Origin of the sequence: Mucilaginibacter celer (genome assembly GCF_003576455.2) — a bacterium.
Taxonomy (GTDB): Bacteria; Bacteroidota; Bacteroidia; order Sphingobacteriales; family Sphingobacteriaceae; genus Mucilaginibacter; species Mucilaginibacter celer.
Window position 1 is genome coordinate 4,678,456 of record NZ_CP032869.1, and the last position, 25,654, is coordinate 4,704,109.

Below are 25,654 nucleotides of genomic sequence, written 5' to 3' on the forward strand. Positions count from 1 at the left end.
CGGCCTAAAACTTTGAGAGTTTTAGGCCGCTTTTTTATTCTGCTAATTCTTTAATCCTGAAAATTCTGATTCAGACGTTTCCACATCAATCCAATTCCCATCCGCTTTAATGATATTGATCAACTCATCAAGCGCATTGGCCGAACTGATATTCTTTTTCACGGCTTCCTTACCGCGGTAAAGGGTAATCTTATCCGTACCCGAACCTACATAACCATAATCGGCATCGGCCATTTCGCCGGGGCCATTTACTATGCAGCCCATAATACCAATTTTCAACCCTTTTAGGTGACTGGTGCGGCTGCGGATCATCTGGGTAGTGATCATCAGATCGAACAGCGTGCGCCCGCAGCTTGGGCAGGAGATGTATTCTGTTTTGGAGATGCGTGAGCGGGTAGCCTGCAAAATACCAAAAGCGGTAGAGGTAATTACACCGGTAGGCAATTCAGGGGCATCTATCCAGATACCGTCGCTAAAGCCATCAACTAATAAAGCACCGAGATCTGTTGAAGCGTATAGCTGCAAGTTCTGAGTCTTTAGTTCTAAGTCTTTAGTCGATGTCGTTTCTTGATTTCCGACTTCGGACTTAATACTTTCGACTTCGAACTTATAACTTCTCTTCACTATCACCGGCACATCTAAACCTAACTCTTCCATCTTGAAGAAGAACGCGCGCTGCTCGGCCATGCCATGCAGGGCTTCGGTTTCTAATACCAACACTAACGAGTTATCCAACGGGATCGAACCAAAAGATTCCGAATCAATATCGGCAGGTCGCAGCCTCACTAAATTCAGTTTTGATGAACGGTCAACATCTCCAATGTATTCCTGCAAGGTGAATACCGGGTGGCAGTTGGTTTTATCGGCCAGTTTAAGCCAGGTGTTATAGTTATATAACTGCTTCAAATTGCCCGGCAAATTGAACGACGGCAATTCATCGGCGAAATAAACAAAATCAACCGAAGCCTCGGCCATGTTATATTTATCCAGCAGCGGCGAGTACAGGTAACCTGCCTCGTTCAAAACTGCCGGATCTTTCAGGTTCTTTTTTGATAGATCGATTACTACACGCGGCACCAGATGCCCGCCTATAAAAGCGTTGGCCTCATAAGTTTCGCGTTTTTTGTATTCGTAAGGATTATGCTTAGAGTCTGAAGTCTTAAGCTCTAAGTTCTGAGTCAGATTTTCCGACTTTTGACTTTCGACTAAAGACTTACGACTTGTATATCGTTTCACCAATTCAATCGCTACCGGTGCTTCTGCCTCGGGTTCTTCGGTTAGGGATACGCGGACGGTATCGCCGAGGCCATCCTCTAATAAAGTACCAATACCTACGGCAGATTTGATACGGCCGTCTTCGCCGTCGCCGGCTTCAGTTACGCCTAAATGCAGCGGGTAGTTCATACCTTCGGCAACCATGGTTTCAACCAGTAAACGGTAGGCCTGCACCATTACCTGCGGGTTGCTGGATTTCATGGAGATCACGAGGTTATAGTAATTCAGCTGCTCGCACATCCGCATAAATTCCATTGCCGACTCAACCATGCCTTGCGGGGTATCGCCATAGCGGCTCATGATCCTATCGCTCAGCGACCCGTGGTTGGTACCTATGCGCATAGCAGTGCCATACTCTTTACAAACTTTTACCAACGGGGCAAACTTTTGGAAAATGCGTTCCAACTCACCCTGGTATTCCAGGTCGGTATAATCAATCTGGTCGAATTTCTTTTTATCGGCGTAATTGCCGGGGTTTACGCGCACTTTTTCAACTATGCGGGCGGCTACTTCGGCAGCATTTGGGGTAAAGTGAATATCGGCAACCAGTGGCACGGTATAGCCGCGGGCACGGAGTTGTTTTTTAATTTCGGCCAGGTTTTGGGCCTCTTTGATGCTGGGCGCGGTGATGCGCACATACTCGCAGCCGGCATCAACCATGCGGATGGTTTGCTCAACGGTACCAATGGTATCCATGGTATCGGTGGTGGTCATGCTTTGTATGCGGATTGGATTATTCCCGCCCATAGGCACATCGCCAATATTAACCTCGCGGGTAATAAAACGCGAATATTCGGTTAGGGAATTACAATAACGACCGGGCAGCACTTTAACAGCATCAGTATTCATCAGTGATGGAAATTAGACTACAAAAATACGAAAGTTGTTTGACGGTAAGAAGTTGGAAATTTATAGTGATACCAACAATATTTAGTAACATTTTGATAAATGTTAATTCCCATCTGTGTTTAATAAAGCTATTTAATTTGTGAGCATCGTAACAGTTGACCTGAATAAGAGAAACACATTTCATTAATGTATTTTATTCTTTTAGCAGTAGCTTCAAATAGGTAAAAACCTTTCCGCTATGTTCAGCTTCGTGATAATTAGCGGCCTGCAGCGCTTCTATATGATTTTTAACTTGAAATCCGATGGGTAACTCAAAGGGTTGATAGTTAACAAACAATTTGGATTCGAGATCTGATTCAAGCTGATTAACTGTATCAATCAACAAATCTTTCACCTCATTAACATTTGGCATGATTTTCCATGACCTTGGAGACGATCCAATTTTGAAAGACTCCTCGAATGCTTCAGATATATGCATTGGTAACCCGCTACGCATATACATGTGTCTTTGTTGTGAGGTGATGCAATGACCAATTTGCCAGATTATATTATTGTTAAAACCTTCGGGGATTTTAAATAATATTTCATAATCAGTTGTTTCAATCAATTGCAATAGCCTGGTCCTGCTGGCTCTTAAAATTTCACATTCGAAACGTTCACTAATCATTTAGTTGGTTTAAGTCCTTAAGAAAGCAAGAGGCCGTAAGGCTCTCTAAATTAATAATTATTATCAAAGCAATGCTCCATTTGCCGAAAATATCTACTTTAGATTCGTCATTAACCTTATCAGCAACAAATGAAATACAGATTGTTTCTTGTCCTGGCAGCAACGGCTTTTATATCCTGCAAAAGCAAGACTAAAGCACCTGTTTATGATACTGTTTCACAAAAAACAAGCGCGGGCAGCCAGCTAAATCTTTTACAACAATTTAAACCGTTTATTCAAGGGGTTTGGGTAACCAGCGACTACATTGTCGATCTCAGCCGTACCAAATCGCCCTATATCTCATCAAAAAAATTAGCCGGAGCTGCGGCACTTGCAATCAATTTAGACTCGGCAGAAAAAGACAGTACAGTGGTTGGCGTAAGTTTGAATAACCATGAAGGCGCAAGCTTCACGCTATTTTTTAAACCGGGACATCAACCAAATTCACTAAAAACCAATTGGCCCGACTATGAGGTAAATAGTAATTTTTATGAACTTGGATATCAGATAGCAGGCAGCGATACCAGCCTGCTGCTTTATCACTACAATAAAAACAACCACATTATCAGTAGTGTCAAATACACCAGGGTTTTACCTAAACAAACAGATAAAGGCATGGAATATGGTATAACCTATATTACCAACAAGCTGCTCATTAGTGGAAATTATGAATTGACCGACACTAACGGGACAACATCCAAAATCTCCTTTAATAACGAAGGTAAGGTAAGCGGCTTTGCTGGTTATGAAACCTATTATGTTAACACCGATTTTGTAGCCGGCCCGCAAAATGATCTTGACCAGTTTAGCTTTAATATTGGAGTCCAGCAACAGAAAGATTATCTGTTTAAAATAAACAAGGACACTTTAAACATTTATAATATTGATTTCAGTGCTGATTCTGTTCATTTAAAATGGGGAGAGTTGAAATATAAATTGGTTAGAAGCAAATAAACCATCATGAAAAACTATTTTTTTCTTTTAATACCTGTCCTTGTTTTTTCGTGCAAAAGTAGCACCAAACAGGCACAAACCGATACCCTTGCCGCATCAACCACCATTGAGAAACCAAATCCTTTGATAGAAAAATTCAAACCGTTACTGCAAGGCACCTGGGTAAACAAGGCTTATATTGATAAAATAGCTAAAACAAAATCGCCATTGGCAGCAGTGGATGAAGCTGAGGGCATATCATCATTCAGCATCGATACCGCAGCTATAAAAGGAGCCGACATCATTGTACCTGTTGGCTGGGATAATCATGATGGCAGCAACCTCACATTATCATTTAGGAAGGGAAAACGCGCTTCGTCGCTAATATTTGGAGCGGGCGAGCTTTGTGTTACAACGAATCAAGGCGATAATAATATTATCACCGTTTACTATCCGAATGAGAAGGGCCACGTAAAAGCTACTCAGTTAATCAGGGCCAACGCTAAAAAGATAATGCAAGTTGCAGATGGGATGTATCGTTTGGTTAATAAAGTGCTTATTGCCGGCACTTATCATCTGCAAGATACCCCGGCTAACACGGCTGTAAATTTTAGCATTGATGGAAAAGTAACGGGCTTTGGCAATTTTAAAAACTATGTGATAAATATCGATCTCAATTCGGATGTGATGGATAACCTCGATGAGATCAGTTTTGATGATGACACCCGGTACAACAAATCATATTCTTTCAAATTTGATGCCGATACGCTAAAACTTTATGATACGAAGCCCAATGCCGATTCAACATTATTGGTGCTGGATAAATTGAGATATAAATTGGTTAAAGCGAAGTAGCAAAGACAATTTTTAATAATGGCCTTTTAAAGAAAGTATGAAAACAGTATCATCTTCAATTTCATAAACTAAACGATGTTCTCTGTTAATTCGTCGAGACCATGCACCTGATAAATTGTGTTTCAACTGCTCAGGTTGTCCTATCCCACTATAAGGGTCGTCAACAATAGCTTTGAGCAATTCTTTTATTTTCTTGATAGCTTGAACATTTCCGCTTTTCTTAAAATATTCAAGATCAGCATCGGCCTGTTTCGTAAATCGAACAATCACAGCTCATCAATATTTACAACACGTGTTTCTCCGTTTTTTACTTGCTTTCTGCTATTCTCAATTTTTGCAACAAACTCAGGATCATAGCCTGATTTATCTTCATCGAAGGAAATCTCAAACGCTTTCATAAAAGCCTTTAAGGCATTTAATTGCTCTTTATTTTTCGGATGTACAATTAATGATTCCATATTCAAATTTAATCAATTAACATTGATGCTCAAAACCAATCTACACCAACCTATCCTTAATCACCAGCGTACCCGCAACCATATCATGCAAACACTGCTGTTGCTTATTAAAAAAGGCCATCAGGTACCCCACAAAAAAGGTAAGCACGGATAGTATTTTAGCCAGGTTACGGCTAATGGCTCTCCCTACAGAAATCCTGTTTCCATCCATATCCACTACTTTTATTTTGAGCACCTGCTTACCTATGGTTGCCTGTTTATCTGAGCTTTCCATCACTACATTATAAATAAACCTGCCGACGGGCGTAAAAGCCACAATGCCTATCGACGTAAAAATTCGCACCTGTTTATCGGTAATGAAAATGAAAACTACAAAAGCCGCCAGCAAAACAAACACGCCGAAAAGGATAAACCAATCCAATGCCGAGGCCAGCCAGCGTTGATCGAAACTGCCGTAGTACTGCATTAACAGTTTGGGTTTTGCAAAGCCAAACAGCTCGCGTAGTTCGGGAATTTCATGCGCTTCCTTGTAATCCACCATATCATCGGTTTTCACAAAATCACCGGGTTTAATGCCGCGGCTTTTTAGCTCGGCGATAGTGAAAGGGCCTTCGGGTTTGCCGTTGATGACTAAGATGTAAGATTGGGACATGTACCGGATTTTTGTTTTAAGGTTGGAATGTTGTAAAGTTACAAAGCTTATCCGACCACGGCAAAAAAGTCTCCTCCCTTTAGGGGGAGATTTAGAGGGGGCTCAAATATTCCTTCCACCAATCAGAATTATATGCACCTTTTACCTCGGTTGGCTCGCCGGGTTTGGGCACAAACAAATCAATATGCTTTTGTTTGGCCATGGGTACCAGCCATTCAATAGGTTCGTACCAGGCATGTGGGGCAAGGTTAAAAGTGCCATAGTGGATTGGCATCATCAGCTTACCCCGCAGATCGAGGTGTGCATTGGATGCATGATCCGGCCCCATGTGGATATCCGGCCAGAATTTGCCGTAGGCGCCAATCTCCAGCATAGTCAAATCAAACGGACCAAATGCCTCGCCTATCGCCTTAAATTCGGGCGAGTAGCCTGAATCGGCTCCGAAATAAATATTATGCTCAGGTCCTTTAATTACAAATGACGACCATAGGGTTTCATTTCGCCCGATAATCCCCCGGCCCGAAAAATGGCGCGAAGGCGTGCAGGTAAGTACAATTTCGTTGCTGATGAGTGCACTGTCGCCCCAATCCATTTCTGTAATAAAGTTGGCGGCCATACCCCAGCGGGTTAAATGCTGTGCTACACCCACCGAACAAAAAAAGGGGATATTTTTTTCGGCAAAAAACTTTATCGTCGCCTTATCCAAATGGTCGTAATGATCGTGCGATTGGATTACGGCATCCAGGGGCGGCAAATTCTCTAAAGCGATAGGTGGTTTATAAAAACGCTTCGGTCCGAAGGATTGCGAGAAAGAAACACGATCGCTCCAAACCGGGTCGGTAAGGATGCGTTTGCCATCAATTTCTATCAGGATGCTTGAATGGCCTATCCAGTTAATGCGTAATCCGGATGCGGGCGGTACAGCATAAACCGAGGGATCTGTTTTAAAGGGTCCTAAAGTTTTTTTAGGTGTATTCTCGGCTTTATTGTTAATATATTCTTTTAAAATCGGGATCAGTTTGCCAAAGCCGGCCTCATCGGTAGGTATGGTGTTTAAATATTTTCGTCCTTTTTTGCGTGAAGCGGGTAAACTCATGGTGGCAATTATAGCACTTATATAGGCTATGATATAAGTAACGCAAAAAAGTTACGATTGGTTGAAAGCCCGCGGCTTTTATTTACTTAAAAATGATATTGCTGTATCGGCAAACTGGATCAACGAAGCAGGCAAAGTATCACCGCTAAAAGGATGTGAGCCGCCAAAGGTATGATCGGCATCTTTCTGCACCACATATTCGGCCGCCGGGTTAGCTTCATGCAATTGCTGCGAATGTGCTACCGGGACAGTAGGATCGGCATCGCCATGAACAATGAGCCATGGCTGCGTTATTTTGGCCGCCTGCCTGATGATATCCAACCTTAAAGGGTGGGCATCCAAATCATCCAGCAAGGTTGATTTGATGGGCATTTGTTGGCCGGTGCGTTTATTTTCGAAATAAAAAACGCCCTGCAAACGCCATTGCTGCTCAATTTGCTGAGGCCACAGGTTACGAAAACCGGATATGGAAGCCATGGTTACCAGTTTTTTAACACGCAAATCTTCAGCTGTTTTTAGGATACTTACACCGCCGCCCATGCTGTGGCCAATAAGATAAACGCCATTGGCTACCGGCATGCTGGCACCACTGCAGGCAAAATCAATAATGGTATCCAAATCCTCCAATTCGATGCTGATGGTATTATCGGCAAAGGCAGTTAAATCGGCAAAGTCTTGCGGACTGGCCGGCGTAGTACCATTATGAGAGAAGTTAAACTTCAAAAAGCGAAAACCGTTTTGAACAAAATAGCGGGCCAGCAGATCATGCGTTCCCCAGTCTTTAAACCCCTTAAAGCCATGGGCGAAAATTACCAGCGGGGCGGTTTTAAAGGCATCATCAAAAGTAACATCGATAAGCATAGGGCGGCCTTTCGCGCCGGGGAGGGTGAAGTTTTCTTGCCTGGTCATGGCGGCTAATTTAGTGTTATTGGGCGAGAAGCTTAGCTAAAAAAGTAATGAGAACGTGATTTATACAACAGAATGATCCGCTAAAGAACCATAATTAAAAAGCGCGTGGGGCAGACAGAAAAGCGGGCCGGGAGTATGGCCCCGATGTGTTTCGGGGCAGGCTCTGCGGGCTGAAGCTTTTTTCTGTCTTGGGTTTTTGGTTACTTTTGGGCCAAGCCAAAAGTAACAGCCTCCGCGGCAAATGAGCGGCCAATGTTCTTCATATTGAACCAAAGCTCGTTAATTAACTAAAATAACGAAAGGCCCCATGCTTGTACACAGTACACGAGGGTTCATAACAAGAATCTCGCTATCCAACTAACGCGGTCGCCCTCTTGGCCGGGCGGGGGCCAGGTACTTTTGTCTTGACACAAAAGTACCCAAAAAGTCAAGTCATCAGGAGGCTTCTTTGCCGCACAAGCCTATGCACTATTCCCTCGCCTGTCCTTACCCTGCAAACCGGGCAGAACCACGGGCTGGTAAATTTTGCCCTACTGCGTTCGCGCCTTTCCCACCCTTCTGCAAAAAGTAGCTATGCCCCTCCCGCGCTCAGGGCCACCATCGTTCTGCCCGCTTTCGCCCGAAGCTTCCTGCTGACAGCTAATACCATACACAAACATTTCGTTATCAGAGGGCAAAGAATAGCGTTAACCTCTACACCCGCTTTCCATTAAAAGTGATATTATACAAATCAGTCCTTCTATCCTTAATGTTCTGCACGCTACCATATTCATGCAATTCATCCAATAAAGAAAGATCCACATCCGCAATCACAATCATCTCGGTATTAGGGGTAGCTTCTGATTGGATGCCGTTGGTAGGAAAACCAAAATCTGAAGGGGTAAACACTGCCGATTGCGCATAGCTTACTCCCATGTTGTTCACGTTGGGCAGGTTACCTACACAACCCGCAATAGCTACGTAACATTCATTTTCAACAGCGCGGGCCTGGGCGCAGAATTTTACGCGGTTGTAACCATTTTGGGTATCGGTTAAAAAAGGCACAAACAAAATCTGCATATCCTGGCTGGCCAGGATGCGCGATAGTTCCGGGAACTCCACATCATAACAAATCAGGATGCCTATTTTACCGGCATCGGTTTCAAACACCCGCACCTCATCGCCCCCGCGGATGCCCCACGAACTGATCTCGGCAGGGGTTGGGTGAATTTTATACACCTCTTCCATACTGCCGTTACGCCTGAAAAGGTAAGATACGTTATATAACGACTCTTCAAAAATGGTAGGCATGCTACCCGCAATAATGTTTACGTTGTATGACACCGCCAGTTTGGCAAACTCATCAATAATGGGCTGGGTATATTTGGCCAGCTCGCGCATGGCCCGGGCGGTATCCATGTGATTATAATCGGCCATCAGCGGTGTACCGAACAGCTCGGGGAAAAGTATAAAATCGGACTGGTAATCGCTCACTGCATCAATAAAATACTCGGCATGTTTAAGCAACTCGCTGATATTGCTGTATGATCGCATTTGCCATTGCACCAGGCCTATGCGCACTACGGTTTTGTGATTGATAACATTGCTCACCTCCTCGTAATACACATTGTTCCACTCAATAAGCGTGGCAAAACCTTTCGACCGGCTATCCTCGGGCAGGTAATTCTTCAGCACCTTGCGTACGTGAAAATCGTTAGATAGCTGGAACGACAGTGTAGGATCATAAATCTCCTTATACTTTACCTTATCAATGTACTGGCGGGGGGTAAGGTCGTTCTGGTATTTTTGATAATTAGGGATGCGGCCGCCGGCTATGATGCTTTTCAGGTTCAGCTTTTCGCAAAGGGCCTTGCGGGCCTCGTACAGCCTGCGGGCCAGGCGCAGGCCGCGGTAATTGGGATGGATAAAAATATCTATACCATACAGCACATCCCCTTTTTCATTGTGGGTTTTAAAAGTACTGTCGCCGGTTATTTGTTTATAGGTATGGTTATCGCCAAATTTCTGGTAATCAACAATAATGGATAAAGCGCACCCCACAACCACATCGTTAACGGTTACACAGATCTGCCCTTCCGGAAAAAGTTTGATAAGCCTTTTGATGGAATTGGCATCCCAATAATCCTCATCCATGTCCATATAGGCCGATTTCATTGATTTTTTTAACTCCTGGTAGTCCTGTACTTCCAGGTTGCGCAATTCAACACTTTGCAAATCCATATATTGTTTTTAGTAGATTTTGTAATTATGAAAGGCTTAGGTATAGCACTGCCTCACCAAAGTTCTTTGTCATCCTGAGCGATAGCGAAGGATCTTCTCCAGCTTGCAAAGCGGTTATACAGGGCGAAGAAGATGTTTCACTTCGTTCAACATGACAAAATATATCCAACCCAACCCTATTCCCAACACGCAAGCCCCCCAATTGGTTTAAAGTAATTTTTCCTTATCGCTGGTATGCCAGTAAACCCATACTATCAGCACAAACTGCGCGGCCAGCCTTATCCAGGCAAAAAAAGGCGTTATGGTCATGCCGTTGGCCTTAAAAGGTGCATCGAAAATCATACCCACGTGTACGGTTAAAAACGCAACCAGCATTAATACAATACCCCAGGCTGCCCAATACCTTGTTTTGGTTGATATTAACAACAAACCAAGCGTAACTTCAACTATGCCGGCAAGTATATTAACCGCTTCGGGATATAGCAGGTTATGAGGCATTACGGCATAGTAAAAAGCCGGATCGCGAAAATGATTGCAGCCGGCCAATACATAAAATACGATAAGTATTACCAGGCTTATTTTTTTAAACTTATCCATAGCTTAATTTACGAATATTTTGCCATATAGTTCATAAAACAGTTTAAATACGGTAAAACAAGCAATTTTCGTAATTTATAACCATTCTAAATACGCCGTCTTGACAAAGTATTGACATTGAATGTAGCGAATAGTTATACTTTTGTTCGGTCAAATTTAAAACTGCTTTGAAGTATCTAAAGGTAATAGCTTTTACGCACAAACAGATTGAACTGAAGGAATTGGGTAGATTGGTGGTTTGTCAGGAAAATCTGGCGGATAAACTTGCACAGGTAAAAGCTCAGTTCAATATACCTGAGATTTTCTACCTGGCTACCTGCAACCGCGTTGAGTTTGTAATGACCACCCCACAGGCAGTTGACAAAGATTTTGCCAAAAAATTTATAGAAGCCTTTAACACAGAGCTTTGCCACGATTCGCTGAGCACCTTTATGGATAGCGCTTCTATTTATGAAGATCAGGAAGCCATGGTGCACCTGTTGCGTACCTCATGCAGTTTAGAGAGTTTGGTGGTGGGCGAAAAGGAAATTCTGGCCCAGTTACGTAAGGCTTATGAGCATTGCAAGGATGCCGGCCTTACCGGTGATGCCATGCGCATGATTATGAACTGCGTGGTAAAAACGGCTAAAGAGGTGTACACACATACCAACATCTCAAAAAATCCAATCTCGGTTGTATCATTAGCCTACCGCAAGCTTAAAGACCTCAACCTTTGCTCAAATGCCCGCATCCTCATCATCGGCGCCGGCGAAACCAACCGCAACCTCTCCAAATACCTTCAAAAACATAAATTTTCAAACTTCACGGTATTTAACCGTACTGTAGCTAATGCCGAAGTGCTGGCTAAAGATCTGAATGGTGAAGCCTTTGATCTGGAAGCTTTGAAAACCTACAATAAAGGTTTTGATGCCATTATCACCTGCACATCTGCAGTTGAGCCCATCATCACTCCCGAAATTTATAAATCGCTGCTAAACGGCGAAACCGGCAGGAAAACCATTGTGGATTTAGCTATTCCTAACGATACCGCACCCGAAGTACTGGAGCAATTCCCGGTTAACTTTATCGAGGTGCACTCATTAAACGAGGTTGCCAAGAAAAACCTGCAGGAACGCTACCACGAACTGGTACACGCCGAAGCCATCATCGAGCAAAACATTGCCGAGTTTATTATGCAGCTGAAACAACGCCGCATTGAACTGGCTATGCGCAAAGTGCCCGAAAAAATTAAAGAAATCCGCAACACAGCCATCAACTCGGTTTTTGCCGACGAAGTACAGGCCATGGACGAGCAATCGCGCGAAATCCTCGAAAAAGTGATCAACTACATGGAGAAAAAATATATCAGCGTGCCCATGATCATGGCGAAGGATATATTGATTAATGAAAATTGATTGTCTGAATCAGAATTTACAGAATTTTAGAATTATCAGAATATTTGTCTGAACCGGAATTTATCGAATTTGGGGAATGGTCAGAATGCTAATCAAATTCGATAAATTCAAATAATTCTTTTAAAATTCGAGTTCAGACAAAAAACTGCAAACTGCCCACTCAAAACTGCCAACTGAACAATGGCGTTACCTGCGGTCCGGGCTGTACGCTCATACTGCACGGGGCATTAGCCACAAGGCCGGTATCCGCTCCCATCCCTAACGCAAACATTTTCACTAATACGAGCCAACGTTTAATTAAAGTTGTGCTGTTACCCTATCCAATATTAACTTTTGCTTTGCGCTGCTCCATAAAAACCATGGTTACATGTTAAATATAGACCTGCATAATAATTCATATATTCAATCGCAAAAACCAAACCCGCTTTAATGCCTGCAAAAAATAAATTAATCCCCATAGCAATTGTTTATTCGGCTTTAATGCTTTCCTTCGCCTTATTTTGGGGTAGCAATTACTCCCATATCGTTCATTATAAAGGCGATGAAATTGGCTATGCCCTCAGCTTTGTACTCATACTTACCTATATTTTCAACATCGCTAACCATCTTATTTTTAAGCGCGCCAGCATTTACCTCACCTTACTAAGTCCGCTTATCATAGCTATAGCCAGCTTCCTCCTCGGGTTTTTAATCATGTGGGTGGGTAATTTCTTCAGTAAATCTTACGGTACATCTGCCGATATAATCCTTATTTATATCATCATCTATCTATTGCTTTCGCTTACACTTCTGTATATAACATTGAAGAAGCGGCGGTTAATTCTTCCCTGGCAATCAGCGCCCGATCCCAAAAAACCTGCGTAACCCAAAAAATCAGCAAAATCAACACAATCATCTCCATCAACAGTCAAAATCGGTGAGATCAAAATTCAATCGGTGTAATCCCAGAAAACAAATCAACTGCTAACTGCCTACTCAAAACTGCTAACTGAATAATTGCTGTTAACAATAAAATCCTCTCCTGCCCGTATAATCAGTACTAAATTTTATCATGATAGCAAGAACTGCCTTTTTCGTGTTTTTATGTGCGGGTACTTTTCTTATCTCCTGCAAAAAAGACAAGCCCGTTCAGTTACCACCATATTACGCCGACGGAGAAGTGGGCAAACTGATTTATAACCGGCAAAACGGGGTAAACATTGTATTTATTGGCGACGGATTTACGAAAGACGACCTAAAAAGAGGCGGCGCTTACGAAACAAAAGCAAGGATGTTTGCCGATTACTTATTTACTGTTCCGCCATACAAGCAATACAAAAACTTTTTTAACGCCTACGTGGTTTATGCCGAATCGAAAAAAAGCGGGTTAAATGATTCGTACAATCCGGCCAACACCGATACCAAATTTAACGCCTATTTTTCGGGTGGCAGCACGGGTCTGCTTTTAGCCGGAAATTACCAGGCCATCAATCAATATGTAAGCAAGGCGGTGCCATTCGCCAGGGCCAATATCATCATACTGATGGTAAATACCGACGCCATCGACGCGGCAACCAGCACCTACGATGGCTTTTCTGAAATTACAGTAAGCCCTGTGGCAAAATATGCAATGATTCACGAGCTGGGGCATGGCTTTGCTTCATTGGGTGATGAATATGTTTCGCCCGAAATTGCCGATAATTACCCGCTGGATATGATCAGCAACCTGCCCAATCTTGATACAACCAATGATCCTGAAAAAGTGAAATGGGCCGGTTTTTTAAACCTTACAGCATATAACAGCATTGTTGGCACTTACCAGGGAGGTTACTATCGGGCAACAGGCATTTACCGGCCTGAAGAGATCAGCGTAATGACCAACGCATTGGCAACACAACATTACAACGCCCCGAGCCGCCTGGCGATTGTCAAAAAAATTCATGAAATAACCGGTACTCCTTTTAGTATGGATGATTTTTTTAAAAACGATGCAGACCTTATTCAACCGGTATTTTTACCGCCTTTAACCTATAAACCTTCCAGGCTGAATGATTTTATAGGCATTAAAAAAATAAGGCTTAAACAAAAATAGATTTATAAATTATTATGTTGACCAGGCCCGCTCCAGATCGCCTTTAAAATTCCTCCCTATCGGAATTTCATACCCGTTCAACATAATGCGGTTACTTTCCAACCGGGTAATCCTGGCGGTTGATACAATGAACGACTTATGCACCCGTACAAAACGCCCTGCCGGAAACAGGTCCGACATGGCTTTGATCGAACCCTTTAAAAGGATTTTAAAGTTAAGCCTTAGGCTATTATGTAAACAGGTTGCACAAGTTTGGCTGCAAGATTCTTTCCTGCCGATAAAAAAGCATCTTTGAGCGTAACTTAATTCAGCAGGTTATCTCTAAACTATATATATTCTATCTTTATATGGCCCTCAAACACATTATCACAGCGCTTTTACTGATCAACTTTTTTATACCCGCCGCATCCAGGGCGCAGGGTACCAATCCCGACAGTATCGACACTTTTGTAAGCGGCATGATGCAGCGTAAAAGCATCCCGGCATTGCAAATGGCCGTTGTAAGGCAGGGAAAGATCATTAAATTAAAAACTTACGGCACAGCAAATCTCGAAAACAATATCCCGGCTACCGATAAAAGTATTTTTTCTATCAACTCCATTACAAAGGCTTTTACCGGCGTGGCAGTTATGCAACTGGCCGAAGAAGGCAAGCTGAAAGTAACCGACCCACTATCCATGTATCTGGATAGCCTGCCCGCGGCCTGGCAAAAAATTACGCTGCAACAGGTATTAACGCATATTTCTGGTTTACCCGATGTGCTTGACGAGAACGAGCAGGTAATGGGCAACGGAAGCGAAAAACTGGCTTTACAAAAAGTTGGTGCCATGCCCATGGAATTTAATACCGGCGATAAATTCAGCTATAACCAAACCGGCTATGTGCTGATAGGCAAAATCATCACCAAACTGAGCGGCATGCATTTCACCAAATTTATTGAAGAAAGGCAGTTTAAAGTAGCAGGTATGCCCTTAACCCGCTTCGGCGATTCGTACGATGTGGTTCCTAATTCGGCGGGCGCTTATACCATGACCAAACTTGTTGACGGCCAGTTTGTGAGGAATAAAAAGCCAGGCATCAGCTATATCCAGTTCCCGCTGTTTTTCCGTACAGCAGCCGGGATTCTTTCAACCGCCGGAGATATGGGCAACTGGGTTATCGCTTTAAAAACAGGCAAATTGCTAAAAAATGAGGCCAGCATCAAAACCATGTGGACCCCGGCTGTGCTGAACAATGGTAACATCGGCGGCTTTAACAGCCTTACCAACGGCTATGCTTTGGGCTGGCCTACTGTAACCCGGCCGGATCACCCGGCCGTTGGGCCGGTGGGTGGCGGCAGGTCGGCCGTGTTTATTTATTTAAAAGATGATCTGTCCATCGTAGTGCTTACAAATTTAAATGGTGGTAATCCGGATAGGTTTATTGATGAGATAGCAGGTTACTACATCCCCGATATGCACGAGGCTAACGGCTTCGGCTTATCGCCCAACCTAAAAAAACTACGCGGAATCCTGCTTAAACAAAATTTTAAAAATGCTGAAGCAATTGCTGCCGGATTAAAAAAGAAGGATGCCTCCTTTACATTACCCGAAAGTGAACTGAACGGCTGGGGATACCAATTACTGAGTCAAAAGAAACCAAACGAAGCCCTTGCCGTTTTTACGCTGAATACCGCGCTTTACCCTAACAGCGCTAATGCTTTTGACAGCTATGGCGAGGCGCTTGAGTTTGCAGGCGAAAAAGATAAAGCCGTGGTTAGTTATAAAAAATCGTTGCAGTTAAATGCAGATAATAAAAATGCCGCAGAGCGGATTAAAGCACTTTCGGAAAAACAGTAGCAATTGTTTCGAACTTTTTAGGTGCTGTCGCGATATAAAAAAGCGGCCTTCAATTTGCGATGAGAGGCAGCTTTTTATTTAGCAGGATCAACGGCAATTTCTATCGCATCGGCAGCAGCAGACTTTTTCATCAATCTTTTAAAGAAATTTGTAAGCGGCATCTCAAAAAACCTGTAAAAAAGCACGCCCACAAAAACGGCCATAATCACGCTTAACACAACCGACATCAGCGGCTGTTTATAACCAAGCTTGTTTAAAATGGTTGGAATTAGCGGTGCCACACTCGGGTGGATTAAATAAAGCGAATAGGAAGCGGCACCCAAATAAACTGCCCAACGGCTAAATTGGATCGCGGTACCATCTACAGAGGCACCGCCATAGACAATCAAAAAGGCTGCTAAGCCAAAGGTGATTTGATTAACCTGGTAACCCGGAAATATAACAGCAACCGGAACAAACAAATAGAGTAACCCGATTACGATGAAAACAATCGCAATTTGCGAAGGTATTTTATAACCTTTTAAAATGAGCTTCGCGGCAATCATCCCATAAATAAAATCAAGCACAATAGGATCAGCATAAAAAGCAACATCGGGCCAGCCCGGCTTTTTAAATTGCGACAGGATGGCTAAAGGAATAAAAAGCGAAGCTAAAAAACGAACAGGTTTTAATTTAAAGGCCAGGGCGATGCCGAACAACAGGTAGAAAAACATTTCCATATTCAGTGTCCAGCCTACGCCATAAAGGGGGCGGTACTCACCATCCATATTTAAAGCCGGGATAAACAGGTAAGATTTAAGCGCCAGCCAAAAATCAAGCTGCGAATGCAGCACAACCCCGGATGTTTTGAGCAGCAAAAGCAATTTAAATGTGGTGATGAGCCAGTAAATGGGCACTATCCTGATGATCCGCTTTACGGCAAATGTTTTCCAGCCACCTTTAACACTGACAAAACCTTGCGACGAGATGATCATCACAAAACCGCTGATCACAAAAAACAGTTCGACCCCGTTAGCACCCTGCCCGTAAATATATGATCCTTTGGCAAGCCGCTCGTTGGTATAAAACGACGAATGGCAAACGATCACCATCAGGGCCGCAACAAACCTGAATACCTGGATACTGTTAAATTGAAGCGGATTACTGCCCGCCTGTTGGTGTACTTGTGCCGCCATTAATAACAGTACGGCGCCAGGCACTTTTCAGTTGCCAGCCAAGTTGATAATAGTCTGCCTGTTAAATGAAAACTATCGCTTACTCTGCTGCGCCCTCTTCCTCATCCTTCGGCTCCCAAAGTTCAATGATGTTGCCCTCCGGATCCAGGATGTGCACAAATTTGCCGTAATCATATTCGGCAATTTCATCAACTATGGTTACGTTCTCTGTTTTCAACTCTTCAATCAAAGCAACCAGGTTCTCTACCCGGTAATTGATCATAAAAGGTTTTTCGGATGGATTGAAATATTTGGTATCCTGCGGGAAGGCACTCCAGGTGGTCGATCCTCTTTTTGAAGGATCATCATCATGCCGCCAGTCAAAAGTTGTTCCGTACGCGCTTACCGGGAAGCCTAAGTTTTTGGCATACCATTCGTTCATTGCCTTAGGGTTGTCGCTTTTAAAAAATACGCCACCTATGCCTGTTACTTTTTTCATATTTAAAATGTGAGGTTTATCGGTATCTAAGATAATGTTATCATTGCACTGTTGGGTGCGGATACTTTGTAAAATAGTTTACACAATCAGGAAAAAACAAAACTGGTCGAAGTTACGCTTCGCTAAACTTCAACCAGTTTTATAAACTTCAACCAGTTTATCTTCAAAAAAACCTTTCGCCTTTTACCTTTCCCCTTTAACCTCTTCCTCCCCCCATCACCGTCATTTAGTTGCAATTAACAATAATTCATGCCATTGTTGTACCTTATCATCGGCATAAAAAATTAAATTTGCAGCCGTAAAACATACATTCTTTTGGACAGAAAACTGATTATAGGAACCCGTGGCAGTGAATTGGCTTTATGGCAGGCCAATTTTGTTAAAGACAGCCTTGCTGCCATCAACATCACCGCCGAGTTAAAGATCATTAAAACACAGGGCGACCGGATCCTGAACCTTAGCTTTGATAAGCTGGAAGGCAAAGGTTTCTTTACCAAAGAATTAGAAGAAGAATTATTAGCCGGCACTATCGATCTGGCCGTACACTCGCATAAAGATTTGCCGACCGAAAACCCTCCGGGACTCATTATCGCGGCAGTTTCAGAACGGGAAGATCCGTCTGAACTGTTGTTGATACTGAAGGATTGTGTTGATGTACACCAAAAACTATCGCTTAAATATGGCGGTATGGTGGGTACTTCATCAAACCGTCGTAAAGCCCAGTTGCTGGCACATCGTCCGGACCTGGAAATTACAGATCTGCGCGGCAACGTACCTACCCGCATAGGCAAACTGCGCGATGAAAAATACGACGCCATTATGATAGCCAAAGCAGGCGTTGCCCGTTTGGGTATCGACCTGAGCGAGTTTCATGTGGAAGAGATCACCCCGGTTGAACTGATCCCGGCCCCGGCACAAGGCGCGCTGGCTATCCAGATCCGCGAAACAGATCATGAGCTTTTTGAAGCTCTGCAAGCCTTGCATCATGCTGATGTTGCTGAGGAATTAGCTGTTGAACGTACTGTACTAAAATTATTTGGCGGCGGTTGCCATTTGCCTTTGGGCTGCTATTGCCGTAAAGAGGATGGCCAGTTCCAGGTATTTACTTCAAAAGCCGAAGAAGGCGACCAATTCCCGGACAGGTTATTTTTAGAAGCACCAACCACCGAAGGCCTTGCCGAAAAAGTAGTAGCCAAATTTGCTAAAGACCGCAAACGCCCGGCAAGCGTATTCATTTCGCGCGAACTGGGAGAGCAAAGCTATTTCCGCAAAGCGCTCGAAAAACATAAAATTAATATCGAAGCCCGCTCATTGATCCGCACCGTACCGGTGATGACCCGCTTCGACTCGTACATATTAAAAAATGTGGATTGGGTATTCTTCTCGAGCAAAAACGCTGTTGAATACTTTTTCCAGCTGAACCCGCAATTCCCTAAAAAAGTAAAATTTGGGGTAATGGGCAGCGGCAGTGAAGAAATGCTGCGCCGCAAAGGTCACTTTACCGATTATGTTGGCGAGGGCACCGACACCGCCGAGGTAGCCGAAGAATTTGCCAAACTGGCCAACGGAAAAATTGTGCTGTTCCCGGGTGCCGAAAACCCGATGAGGAGCATCCAGCAAGGCCTTTCGGCTGATACCAAAATCATCGACCTGCCGGTTTATGAAACTGTACTGGAAGAAGACGTAGAGGCCAGCGGTGCCGATGTGATGGTATTTACCAGTCCATCAAACGTGGAGGCCTATTTTGCCGATAACCTGCTCGACCCATATCAAAAAGTGGTAGCGATAGGCAAATCAACCGGCAAAAAATTTGACGAAATGGGTGTAAAATACACGCTCCCCTACTCGCCCGACGAAGTTGGACTGGCAGAGGCAGTGTTTGGATTATAGGTTAGTTCATAGTTGATGGTTCATAGATCATAGTATCTGTAAATCGTCGAATTTGAGCTATAAACAATTAATTGGCAATAGTTGCCGGAGCTACCATGAACCATCAACTATTAACCATGAACTAAAAGTTATGTTACAACGACCAAGAAGGAACCGCAAGAGTGAAGTGATACGCCAGATGGTGCAGGAAACGCATGTTAGCGCTGCTAACCTGATTTTTCCGCTGTTTATTATTGATGGCGTAAACCAGAAAAGCGAAGTGGCATCAATGCCGGGAATCTTCCGTTATTCTATCGATAATTTGCTGCGCGAGATTGAGAGCTGCATGAAGCTGGGCTTAAACTCGTTCGATCTGTTCCCCAATATTGCCGAGGAACTGAAAGATAAATTCGCTACCGAAAGCTACCGCGACGAAAGTTTATACCTGCGCGCCATCCGCGAGGTAAAGAAAAACTTCCCGGAAGCCTGCGTAATTACCGATGTTGCTATGGATCCTTACAGCAGCGACGGCCATGATGGCATTGTGGAGAACGGCGTGATCCTGAACGATGAAACTCTGGATATTTTAGGTAAAATGGCTTTGGCACATGCACAAAGCGGTGCTGATATCATTGCCCCATCAGATATGATGGACGGTCGTGTGGGTTACATCCGCAATATGTTGGATGATAACGGTTTCACCAATGTATCTATCATGTCGTACTCGGCTAAATATGCCAGCGCGTTTTACGGTCCGTTTAGGGATGCTTTGAACTCGGCACCAAAATTTGGCGATAAAAAAACTTACCAGATGAACCCGGCCAACCAGCGCGAAGCCCTGATAGAGGCCGAACTGGATGAGGTTGAAGGCGCAGATTTCCTGATGGTAAAACCGGCTCTCTCTTACCTGGACGTGATCAAGCTGATAAAAGATAATACCGAACTACCGGTAGCGGCCTACAACGTAAGCGGCGAATACGCCATGATCAAAGCAGCGGTACAACGCGGCTGGCTTAACGAGCAACGCGCCATTACCGAGGTGCTTACCAGCATCCGCCGTGCAGGTGCAACCGCTATTTTAACCTACCACGCTAAGGAGGTTTTGGAGAATAGGTGGTTGTAGGTTAGTGATTGGAGGTTGGAGATTAGAGGTTAGGGAGCGGCCGCAATTAGAGGTCAAAGATTAGGAAAAACGAAATATAAAATAATCGTCATTGCGAGGCACGAAGCAATCCCCGATTGGCAGGTCCGCCCTGTATAGTTCGGGATTGCTTCGTGCCTCGCAATGACGACATTGAGAAAAATAGCTTTTAGCTCAACAAATAAAAATCAAGCTTTAAGCCTTTGGCTTTCAGCTTTAAGCTCATAAAAATGTTCGATTCAATAAAAAAGATGTTTTCAGCAGAGGATGAACCGGTAAATACTACGGGCAAGCCCGATATCAGTCGTGAAAAATCGGCGGAGTTGTATGCTAAGGCGCAAACGTTTTTTCCGGGTGGGGTTAACTCGCCGGTGAGGGCCTTTAAGTCGGTTTACGGTACGCCGCTCTTTATTCAAAAAGGTGATGGTGCCCATATCTGGGATGCCGATGGTAACGAGTTTATCGATTACTGCTGCTCATGGGGACCACTCATCCTTGGTCACAACAACGCCAAAGTGCGCGAAAAAGTGATCGAGGTAATGCAAAACGGCATGAGCTTCGGTGCGCCAACCGCGTTGGAAAATGAACTGGCCGAGCTGATCCTCAAAAACAATAAATTTATTGAAAAGATCCGTTTTGTAAGCTCGGGTACCGAGGCCGTTATGTCGGCTATCAGGTTGGCCAGGGGGTACACCAAACGCGATAAGATTTTGAAATTTGAAGGCTGCTATCACGGCCATGCCGATGCCCTGCTGGTAAAAGCAGGTTCGGGTTTGGTTACGTTTGGCGAAACATCATCGGCAGGTGTACCGAAATCTGTTGCAGACGAAACCATTGTGGTAGCGCTTAACGATAAAGAAGCTTTGGCCAAAGCTTTCGAAGAATTTAAAGACCAGATAGCCGCGGTAATTATAGAGCCGGTACCGGCCAACAACGGTTTGTTATTACAGGAAAAAGAATACCTGCAATACCTGCGCGAAATCTGTACTCAAAACGGCACCATGTTGATTTTTGATGAGGTAATCTCGGGTTTCCGGGTGGGCTTTGAAGGCGCTGCCGGTTACTACCAGATCAAACCGGATATCATTACCTACGGTAAAATCATCGGTGGCGGTATGCCTGTGGGTGCCTACGGTTCTTCGGCAGCTATTATGAGTAATATTTCGCCGGAGGGTTCGGTTTACCAGGCGGGTACATTATCGGGTAATCCGGTTGCTATGGGTGCCGGGATTGCCCAACTGAGCGAGCTTTTGCGCATGGGCTTTTACCGCGATCTGAACAATAAAACAGAAGAGTTCGTAGAAGCAATTCAACGTTTTGCTACCGCCCGCAGTTACAAATTTAAGGTGTTTGGCATCGGCTCCATATTTTGGTTTGCTTTTACAGATAAAGAGTATATTCGTAAAGCAGAAGATATTGACGCATCGAGCATGGAAAAATTCAAAAAGTTCCACCGCGAGTTGCTGAACAGGGGTGTTTATTTAGGTCCGTCGGGTTACGAGGTTGGTTTTATATCATCGGCCCACACCAAAACAGATCTGGAGAAAACAAAACGTGCTATATTTGATAGTTTGGATCTGGTATTTTCTAAATAGTTTGCAGTTGCCGGTAGGCAGTTTGCAGTAGTCAGTAAGCAGTTTGCAGTTAAAATCACTTGCATACTGCAAACTAAAACTATTGTAAATTGATAAACTACTGCCAACTGCAAACTGATAACTGCAAACTGAAAGATGAAGAAGACATTCGTAATTTTCTACGCGCTCATCACCTACGCTGTTGCGGAGTTGATATGGTGGGGTTATATGCTGGTTACGCTGCAACCACGCCGCACCGGCATGATCATGGGTGAAGGTGCCATGTTTGTGGCCGTGTTTTTAATTGGCGCCATTAACCTGCACCGTTCTTTTAACAAAGAGCGCCGTTTGCAGGAGCAGAAAAAGAACTTCCTGATGTCGGTTACGCACGAGTTAAAATCGCCATTGGCATCGATCAAGATCCTGTTGCAAACCATCCAGAAACGCCAGCTTACCAGGGAGCAGATCCTTGATTTTATTGACAAATCATTAAACGATGTGGAGCGTTTGGATGATATGGTGGAGAATATGCTCCTGGCATCTAAAATTGAAAACCAATCGTACAGCTTCCCTAAGGCCAGCTTTAACCTTTCGGTTTTGGTGGATAGCATTGTTAACCGTTTGCAGATCTCTAAATGCGATTGCAACCAGCAGATCATCGAGGCCGAGATTGAGCCGAAGGTGGAGATTATCGGCGATAAGTTCGCGCTTACATCGGTGGTTACCAACCTGATCGAGAATGCTGTAAAATATTCAAGTCCATGTTCATCTGTTGGTGTTAAACTTTTCTCGAAGGATGATAAAGTTTACTTACAGGTTGCCGATCATGGCATAGGCATTGCCGACGAGGAAAAAACCCGCATATTTGATCGTTTTTACCGCGTAGGCAGTGAAGAAACCCGCAACACCAAAGGCACCGGATTGGGCCTTTATATTGTTAAGGAGGTGCTGGATAAGCACCAGGCCAGCATCAGGGTGAAAGATAACCGCCCGGCTGGTAGTATTTTTGAAGTTACATTTGGACTAACCTAAATTATTATATGAGTAATATGCCCAACAAAAAAAGAATTTTATTGGCCGAAGACGAAGAACATTTGTTAGAGGCTATTAAACTTAACCTTGAGCTTGAGGGCTACAAGGTTTCTCCGGCTAAAAACGGTAAAAAAGCCTTACAGCTTTTTAAAGAAGAGCGTTTTAACCTGGTGATATTAGACGTAATGATGCCCGAGATTGACGGCTTTGTAGTAGCCGAAACTATCAGGCTTGAAAATACCGAAGTGCCTATCATGTTTTTGACGGCCAAAAACACCAACGAAGACAAAATTTCGGGCCTTAAAAAAGGTGCAGATGATTATTTAACCAAGCCGTTTAACCTGGAAGAGCTGATTTTAAGGGTGAACAACCTGGTAAAACGCAGCCTGAAAGGTGAAGACCTGAAAGAGTTTAACAGCTATAAAATTGGCGATAAAACCATCCATTTCAACTCGTTCGAGCTGGTTAATGAAGATGGTTCGATCACCGCGCTTACCAAAAAAGAAACCATGCTGTTGAAACTGCTGATTGAGCGCCGCAATGACGCCGTATCGCGCGAGCAGATTTTGGAAACTGTTTGGAATTATGACGTTTACCCGTCAACCCGTACTATCGATAACTTTATCCTAACCTTCCGTAAGTATTTTGAACCAGATCCTAAAAACCCGGTTTATTTTCACTCTATCCGCGGTGTAGGCTATAAATTTACCGATACCCAGCATTAATGTTCAGCAATAGGGTACGCATATTCATAGCTTTTGTATTCCTGCTATCGTTAGGGCTATTGTCGTATTTCCGCATTTATGAACTTGCCGCGGTAGCTGCCATGATGATCATTTTGCTGATCTGGGATTATTTCAGGCAGGGCACGTTGATCATAGCCGCCAAACATTTTCACGTTAAGGACTATGATAAAACAGCCGCCTCGCTAAACCAGATCATGAAACCCGAATGGCTCAGTAAAAAACGCCGCGGTTATTATGAGTTTATATACGGTGGAGTTTGCCTGCAAAAACAGGATTTTGAAGCGGCAGAAAGGCATTACGAAATAGCGGCCCAATACCCGCTGCGCTCGGTTAATGATCATGTGGCCGCTTTGGTTAGCGTAGCCAACATCAGCATTAGGCGTGGCAATTACGAAAAAGCCAAAGCCTACCTGCAACTGGCCGAGCAGCACAAGGAAACAATAACAGCCAAAATGAAGGAAGTGATAAACCGCCTTCACCAGGAATTGAAAAAGCATTAAGAAAAGAATCAAGACAGCAAGAGTCAGGATTCAAGAAGAAATAAAAGAGAGGCAAGACGACGAGAGTCGGGAATCAAGACGAGAAAGAAAAACCCTTCTTCTTGATTCCTGGCTCTTGATTTCTTGCTTCTAACACAAAATATGAGAGATTCGTTATTAATAAAAGCGGCATTTTCAGAGGCAACAGAACGCCCGCCGGTATGGATGATGAGGCAGGCAGGCCGCTTTATGAAAGAGTATTGGGATATCAAAAACAAATACTCGTTCCTTGAAATGTGTAAAACACCAGAGATCGCTGCGGACGTTACTATGCTCCCGGTTGATCTGTTAGGCATCGACGGCGCTATCCTTTTTTCGGATATCCTGGTAACAGGCGAAGCCATGGGCGGCGATTTGAGCTTTAATGCAGGAGTTGGTCCGCTGTTTGCAAACCCGGTACGTACGCAGGCTGATATTGATGCATTGCAAACCGATGTGTTGGATAAACTGCAATATGTGGGCGATGCTATTAAAGTAATTCAGCAACGCCTTGCAGACCGTATCCCTTTGATCGGTTTCGCTGGTGCTCCTTTTACCGTAATGAGCTATCTGGTTGAAGGCGGATCATCAAAAGATTTTAAACGTACCAAACTGATGCTGCACAATGAGCCGGAAATAGCCCATCAACTGTTATCAAAAATCGCCACCGTTACGGCCGATTACCTGAACATGCAGATAGCTGCCGGTGTAAACGCCGTACAGATCTTCGATAGCTGGGCTCAGGCTTTGGCATGGGACGATTATAAAGAGTTCAGTCACCGTTACATTGCCGAGATCATCAGCAAACTGAACCGTAAGGATATCCCTGTGATTTCCTTCTGCAAAGGCAGCTCGGTTTTCGCGCCGCTAATGGCCGAAGCCAAACCGGATGTGATCTCTATAGATTGGAATGTTGACCTGTTAGATATTAAAAAACGTTTACCGGCAGGCATAGCAGTTCAGGGCAACCTTGATCCGCATATTTTATATGCTGATAAAAAAGTGATTAAGGAACGCATCTACCGCTTGTTCGACAGGATGAAAGGTGAGAACGGCTTCATTTTCAACCTGGGCCATGGTATTATGCCGGATATTCCGTTTGATAATGTGAAGTACGCGGTGGAAGTGATTAAAGAATATGCCCCCTAACCCCCTAAAGGGGGAACTAAAGCGCATAGGGGCTTAGTAAAATATTTTCAATTAAAAAAGCCTGTCCTAATGGACAGGCTTTAAGTTTAAACACTCCCCCTTTAGGGGGCCGGGGGGCT

General features: G+C 43.9%; 25 protein-coding genes. 13 read left to right on the forward strand and 12 right to left on the reverse strand.

Annotated elements, in window-relative coordinates; genetic code table 11:
- Positions 1-42: 42 nt before the first annotated feature.
- Positions 43-2,124: a (E)-4-hydroxy-3-methylbut-2-enyl-diphosphate synthase gene (ispG, locus tag HYN43_RS19110; RefSeq protein ID WP_119410860.1), complete on the reverse strand. Its 2,082-nt coding sequence runs from the start codon at positions 2,122-2,124 to the stop codon at positions 43-45.
- A gap of 193 nt (positions 2,125-2,317) precedes the next feature.
- Entirely contained in the window at positions 2,318-2,791 is a 474-nt protein-coding gene (locus HYN43_RS19120; protein WP_119410862.1) for a DinB family protein, read from the reverse strand.
- 129 nt (positions 2,792-2,920) lie between these two features.
- Between HYN43_RS19120 and HYN43_RS19125 the strand changes: the two genes are divergently transcribed.
- Positions 2,921-3,784: a hypothetical protein gene (locus HYN43_RS19125; protein WP_119410863.1), complete on the forward strand. Its 864-nt coding sequence runs from the start codon at positions 2,921-2,923 to the stop codon at positions 3,782-3,784.
- A 6-nt stretch (positions 3,785-3,790) separates the two neighbouring features.
- A complete protein-coding gene (locus HYN43_RS19130; RefSeq protein ID WP_119410864.1) occupies positions 3,791-4,618 on the forward strand; it encodes a hypothetical protein in 828 nt (275 codons plus the stop codon).
- A 12-nt stretch (positions 4,619-4,630) separates the two neighbouring features.
- On the opposite strand, the gene HYN43_RS19135 is transcribed toward HYN43_RS19130, so the two are convergent.
- The 7 genes from HYN43_RS19135 to HYN43_RS19165 form a co-directional block, all read right to left on the reverse strand.
- Positions 4,631-4,888 carry a Txe/YoeB family addiction module toxin gene (locus HYN43_RS19135; RefSeq protein WP_119410865.1) on the reverse strand — a complete coding sequence of 86 codons (258 nt, stop codon included), beginning with the start codon at positions 4,886-4,888 and terminating at the stop codon, positions 4,631-4,633.
- The gene (locus HYN43_RS19140; RefSeq protein ID WP_119410866.1) at positions 4,885-5,076 is read right to left on the reverse strand and encodes a DUF2683 family protein; all 192 of its coding nucleotides are present in this window, start codon (positions 5,074-5,076) and stop codon (positions 4,885-4,887) included. The genes HYN43_RS19135 and HYN43_RS19140 overlap by 4 nt, the downstream gene beginning before the upstream one ends.
- Positions 5,077-5,116: 40 nt before the next feature.
- Complete coding sequence (locus tag HYN43_RS19145) at positions 5,117-5,728, reverse strand: RDD family protein (protein WP_119410867.1); 612 nt, start codon at positions 5,726-5,728, stop codon at positions 5,117-5,119.
- 91 nt (positions 5,729-5,819) lie between these two features.
- Positions 5,820-6,824, reverse strand: a complete 1,005-nt coding sequence (locus HYN43_RS19150; RefSeq protein ID WP_119410868.1) for an MBL fold metallo-hydrolase — start codon at positions 6,822-6,824, stop codon at positions 5,820-5,822.
- A gap of 78 nt (positions 6,825-6,902) precedes the next feature.
- Positions 6,903-7,733: an alpha/beta hydrolase family protein gene (locus HYN43_RS19155; protein ID WP_119410869.1), complete on the reverse strand. Its 831-nt coding sequence runs from the start codon at positions 7,731-7,733 to the stop codon at positions 6,903-6,905.
- A gap of 693 nt (positions 7,734-8,426) precedes the next feature.
- Positions 8,427-9,953 (reverse strand): carbon-nitrogen hydrolase family protein, encoded by a 1,527-nt coding sequence (locus HYN43_RS19160; protein ID WP_119410870.1) that lies wholly within the window; start codon positions 9,951-9,953, stop codon positions 8,427-8,429.
- Positions 9,954-10,160: 207 nt separating this feature from the next.
- Complete coding sequence (locus HYN43_RS19165) at positions 10,161-10,550, reverse strand: DoxX family protein (RefSeq protein WP_119410871.1); 390 nt, start codon at positions 10,548-10,550, stop codon at positions 10,161-10,163.
- 167 nt (positions 10,551-10,717) lie between these two features.
- Here HYN43_RS19165 and hemA point away from each other — a divergent pair, with 167 nt between their 5' ends.
- From hemA to HYN43_RS19180, 3 genes are all read left to right on the forward strand, one after another.
- A complete protein-coding gene (gene hemA, locus HYN43_RS19170; protein WP_119410872.1) occupies positions 10,718-11,944 on the forward strand; it encodes a glutamyl-tRNA reductase in 1,227 nt (408 codons plus the stop codon).
- A gap of 429 nt (positions 11,945-12,373) precedes the next feature.
- The gene (locus tag HYN43_RS19175) at positions 12,374-12,808 is read left to right on the forward strand and encodes a hypothetical protein (protein WP_119410873.1); all 435 of its coding nucleotides are present in this window, start codon (positions 12,374-12,376) and stop codon (positions 12,806-12,808) included.
- A gap of 187 nt (positions 12,809-12,995) precedes the next feature.
- Positions 12,996-14,015, forward strand: a complete 1,020-nt coding sequence (locus HYN43_RS19180) for a M64 family metallopeptidase (RefSeq protein WP_119410874.1) — start codon at positions 12,996-12,998, stop codon at positions 14,013-14,015.
- Positions 14,016-14,027: 12 nt separating this feature from the next.
- Here the strand turns inward: HYN43_RS19180 and HYN43_RS19185 are convergent, their stop codons facing one another.
- Complete coding sequence (locus HYN43_RS19185) at positions 14,028-14,294, reverse strand: LytTR family transcriptional regulator DNA-binding domain-containing protein (protein WP_342633834.1); 267 nt, start codon at positions 14,292-14,294, stop codon at positions 14,028-14,030.
- A gap of 68 nt (positions 14,295-14,362) precedes the next feature.
- Between HYN43_RS19185 and HYN43_RS19190 the strand changes: the two genes are divergently transcribed.
- Positions 14,363-15,853: a serine hydrolase gene (locus HYN43_RS19190; protein WP_119410876.1), complete on the forward strand. Its 1,491-nt coding sequence runs from the start codon at positions 14,363-14,365 to the stop codon at positions 15,851-15,853.
- Positions 15,854-15,927: 74 nt separating this feature from the next.
- Here HYN43_RS19190 and HYN43_RS19195 read toward each other — a convergent pair whose 3' ends face one another.
- Together HYN43_RS19195 and HYN43_RS19200 are read right to left on the reverse strand one after the other, a co-directional pair.
- The gene (locus HYN43_RS19195; RefSeq protein ID WP_162996546.1) at positions 15,928-17,028 is read right to left on the reverse strand and encodes an acyltransferase family protein; all 1,101 of its coding nucleotides are present in this window, start codon (positions 17,026-17,028) and stop codon (positions 15,928-15,930) included.
- Between the two features lie 79 nt (positions 17,029-17,107).
- A complete protein-coding gene (locus HYN43_RS19200; protein WP_119410878.1) occupies positions 17,108-17,506 on the reverse strand; it encodes a VOC family protein in 399 nt (132 codons plus the stop codon).
- Positions 17,507-17,821: 315 nt separating this feature from the next.
- On the opposite strand from HYN43_RS19200, the gene hemC reads away from it, so the two are divergent.
- From hemC to hemE, 7 genes are all read left to right on the forward strand, one after another.
- Positions 17,822-19,396, forward strand: a complete 1,575-nt coding sequence (hemC, locus tag HYN43_RS19205; protein ID WP_119410879.1) for a hydroxymethylbilane synthase — start codon at positions 17,822-17,824, stop codon at positions 19,394-19,396.
- A 130-nt stretch (positions 19,397-19,526) separates the two neighbouring features.
- A complete protein-coding gene (gene hemB, locus HYN43_RS19210; RefSeq protein ID WP_119410880.1) occupies positions 19,527-20,498 on the forward strand; it encodes a porphobilinogen synthase in 972 nt (323 codons plus the stop codon).
- A 248-nt stretch (positions 20,499-20,746) separates the two neighbouring features.
- Positions 20,747-22,111, forward strand: a complete 1,365-nt coding sequence (hemL, locus tag HYN43_RS19215) for a glutamate-1-semialdehyde 2,1-aminomutase (RefSeq protein ID WP_119410881.1) — start codon at positions 20,747-20,749, stop codon at positions 22,109-22,111.
- Positions 22,112-22,246: 135 nt separating this feature from the next.
- Positions 22,247-23,122: a sensor histidine kinase gene (locus HYN43_RS19220; RefSeq protein WP_119410882.1), complete on the forward strand. Its 876-nt coding sequence runs from the start codon at positions 22,247-22,249 to the stop codon at positions 23,120-23,122.
- Between the two features lie 17 nt (positions 23,123-23,139).
- A complete protein-coding gene (locus HYN43_RS19225) occupies positions 23,140-23,847 on the forward strand; it encodes a response regulator transcription factor (RefSeq protein WP_119411289.1) in 708 nt (235 codons plus the stop codon).
- Positions 23,847-24,368, forward strand: a complete 522-nt coding sequence (locus HYN43_RS19230; RefSeq protein WP_119410883.1) for a tetratricopeptide repeat protein — start codon at positions 23,847-23,849, stop codon at positions 24,366-24,368. Before HYN43_RS19225 ends, HYN43_RS19230 begins: the two co-directional genes overlap by 1 nt.
- 141 nt (positions 24,369-24,509) lie before the next feature.
- Entirely contained in the window at positions 24,510-25,535 is a 1,026-nt protein-coding gene (gene hemE, locus HYN43_RS19235; RefSeq protein WP_119410884.1) for a uroporphyrinogen decarboxylase, read from the forward strand.
- Positions 25,536-25,654 lie beyond the last annotated feature (119 nt).

Coding starts and splice junctions, on each gene's coding strand:
- HYN43_RS19195 (WP_162996546.1), bottom strand. CDS start 17,028: ATGGCGGCACAAGTACACCAACAGGCGGGCAGTAATCCGCTTCAATTT.
- HYN43_RS19140 (WP_119410866.1), bottom strand. CDS start 5,076: ATGGAATCATTAATTGTACATCCGAAAAATAAAGAGCAATTAAATGCC.
- HYN43_RS19160 (WP_119410870.1), bottom strand. CDS start 9,953: ATGGATTTGCAAAGTGTTGAATTGCGCAACCTGGAAGTACAGGACTAC.
- HYN43_RS19230 (WP_119410883.1), top strand. CDS start 23,847: ATGTTCAGCAATAGGGTACGCATATTCATAGCTTTTGTATTCCTGCTA.
- HYN43_RS19165 (WP_119410871.1), bottom strand. CDS start 10,550: ATGGATAAGTTTAAAAAAATAAGCCTGGTAATACTTATCGTATTTTAT.
- HYN43_RS19155 (WP_119410869.1), bottom strand. CDS start 7,733: ATGACCAGGCAAGAAAACTTCACCCTCCCCGGCGCGAAAGGCCGCCCT.
- HYN43_RS19125 (WP_119410863.1), top strand. CDS start 2,921: ATGAAATACAGATTGTTTCTTGTCCTGGCAGCAACGGCTTTTATATCC.
- HYN43_RS19180 (WP_119410874.1), top strand. CDS start 12,996: ATGATAGCAAGAACTGCCTTTTTCGTGTTTTTATGTGCGGGTACTTTT.
- ispG (WP_119410860.1), bottom strand. CDS start 2,124: ATGAATACTGATGCTGTTAAAGTGCTGCCCGGTCGTTATTGTAATTCC.
- HYN43_RS19120 (WP_119410862.1), bottom strand. CDS start 2,791: ATGATTAGTGAACGTTTCGAATGTGAAATTTTAAGAGCCAGCAGGACC.
- HYN43_RS19150 (WP_119410868.1), bottom strand. CDS start 6,824: ATGAGTTTACCCGCTTCACGCAAAAAAGGACGAAAATATTTAAACACC.
- HYN43_RS19200 (WP_119410878.1), bottom strand. CDS start 17,506: ATGAAAAAAGTAACAGGCATAGGTGGCGTATTTTTTAAAAGCGACAAC.
- HYN43_RS19145 (WP_119410867.1), bottom strand. CDS start 5,728: ATGTCCCAATCTTACATCTTAGTCATCAACGGCAAACCCGAAGGCCCT.
- hemL (WP_119410881.1), top strand. CDS start 20,747: ATGTTCGATTCAATAAAAAAGATGTTTTCAGCAGAGGATGAACCGGTA.
- HYN43_RS19175 (WP_119410873.1), top strand. CDS start 12,374: ATGCCTGCAAAAAATAAATTAATCCCCATAGCAATTGTTTATTCGGCT.
- HYN43_RS19220 (WP_119410882.1), top strand. CDS start 22,247: ATGAAGAAGACATTCGTAATTTTCTACGCGCTCATCACCTACGCTGTT.
- hemE (WP_119410884.1), top strand. CDS start 24,510: ATGAGAGATTCGTTATTAATAAAAGCGGCATTTTCAGAGGCAACAGAA.
- hemB (WP_119410880.1), top strand. CDS start 19,527: ATGTTACAACGACCAAGAAGGAACCGCAAGAGTGAAGTGATACGCCAG.
- HYN43_RS19190 (WP_119410876.1), top strand. CDS start 14,363: ATGGCCCTCAAACACATTATCACAGCGCTTTTACTGATCAACTTTTTT.
- HYN43_RS19130 (WP_119410864.1), top strand. CDS start 3,791: ATGAAAAACTATTTTTTTCTTTTAATACCTGTCCTTGTTTTTTCGTGC.
- HYN43_RS19225 (WP_119411289.1), top strand. CDS start 23,140: ATGCCCAACAAAAAAAGAATTTTATTGGCCGAAGACGAAGAACATTTG.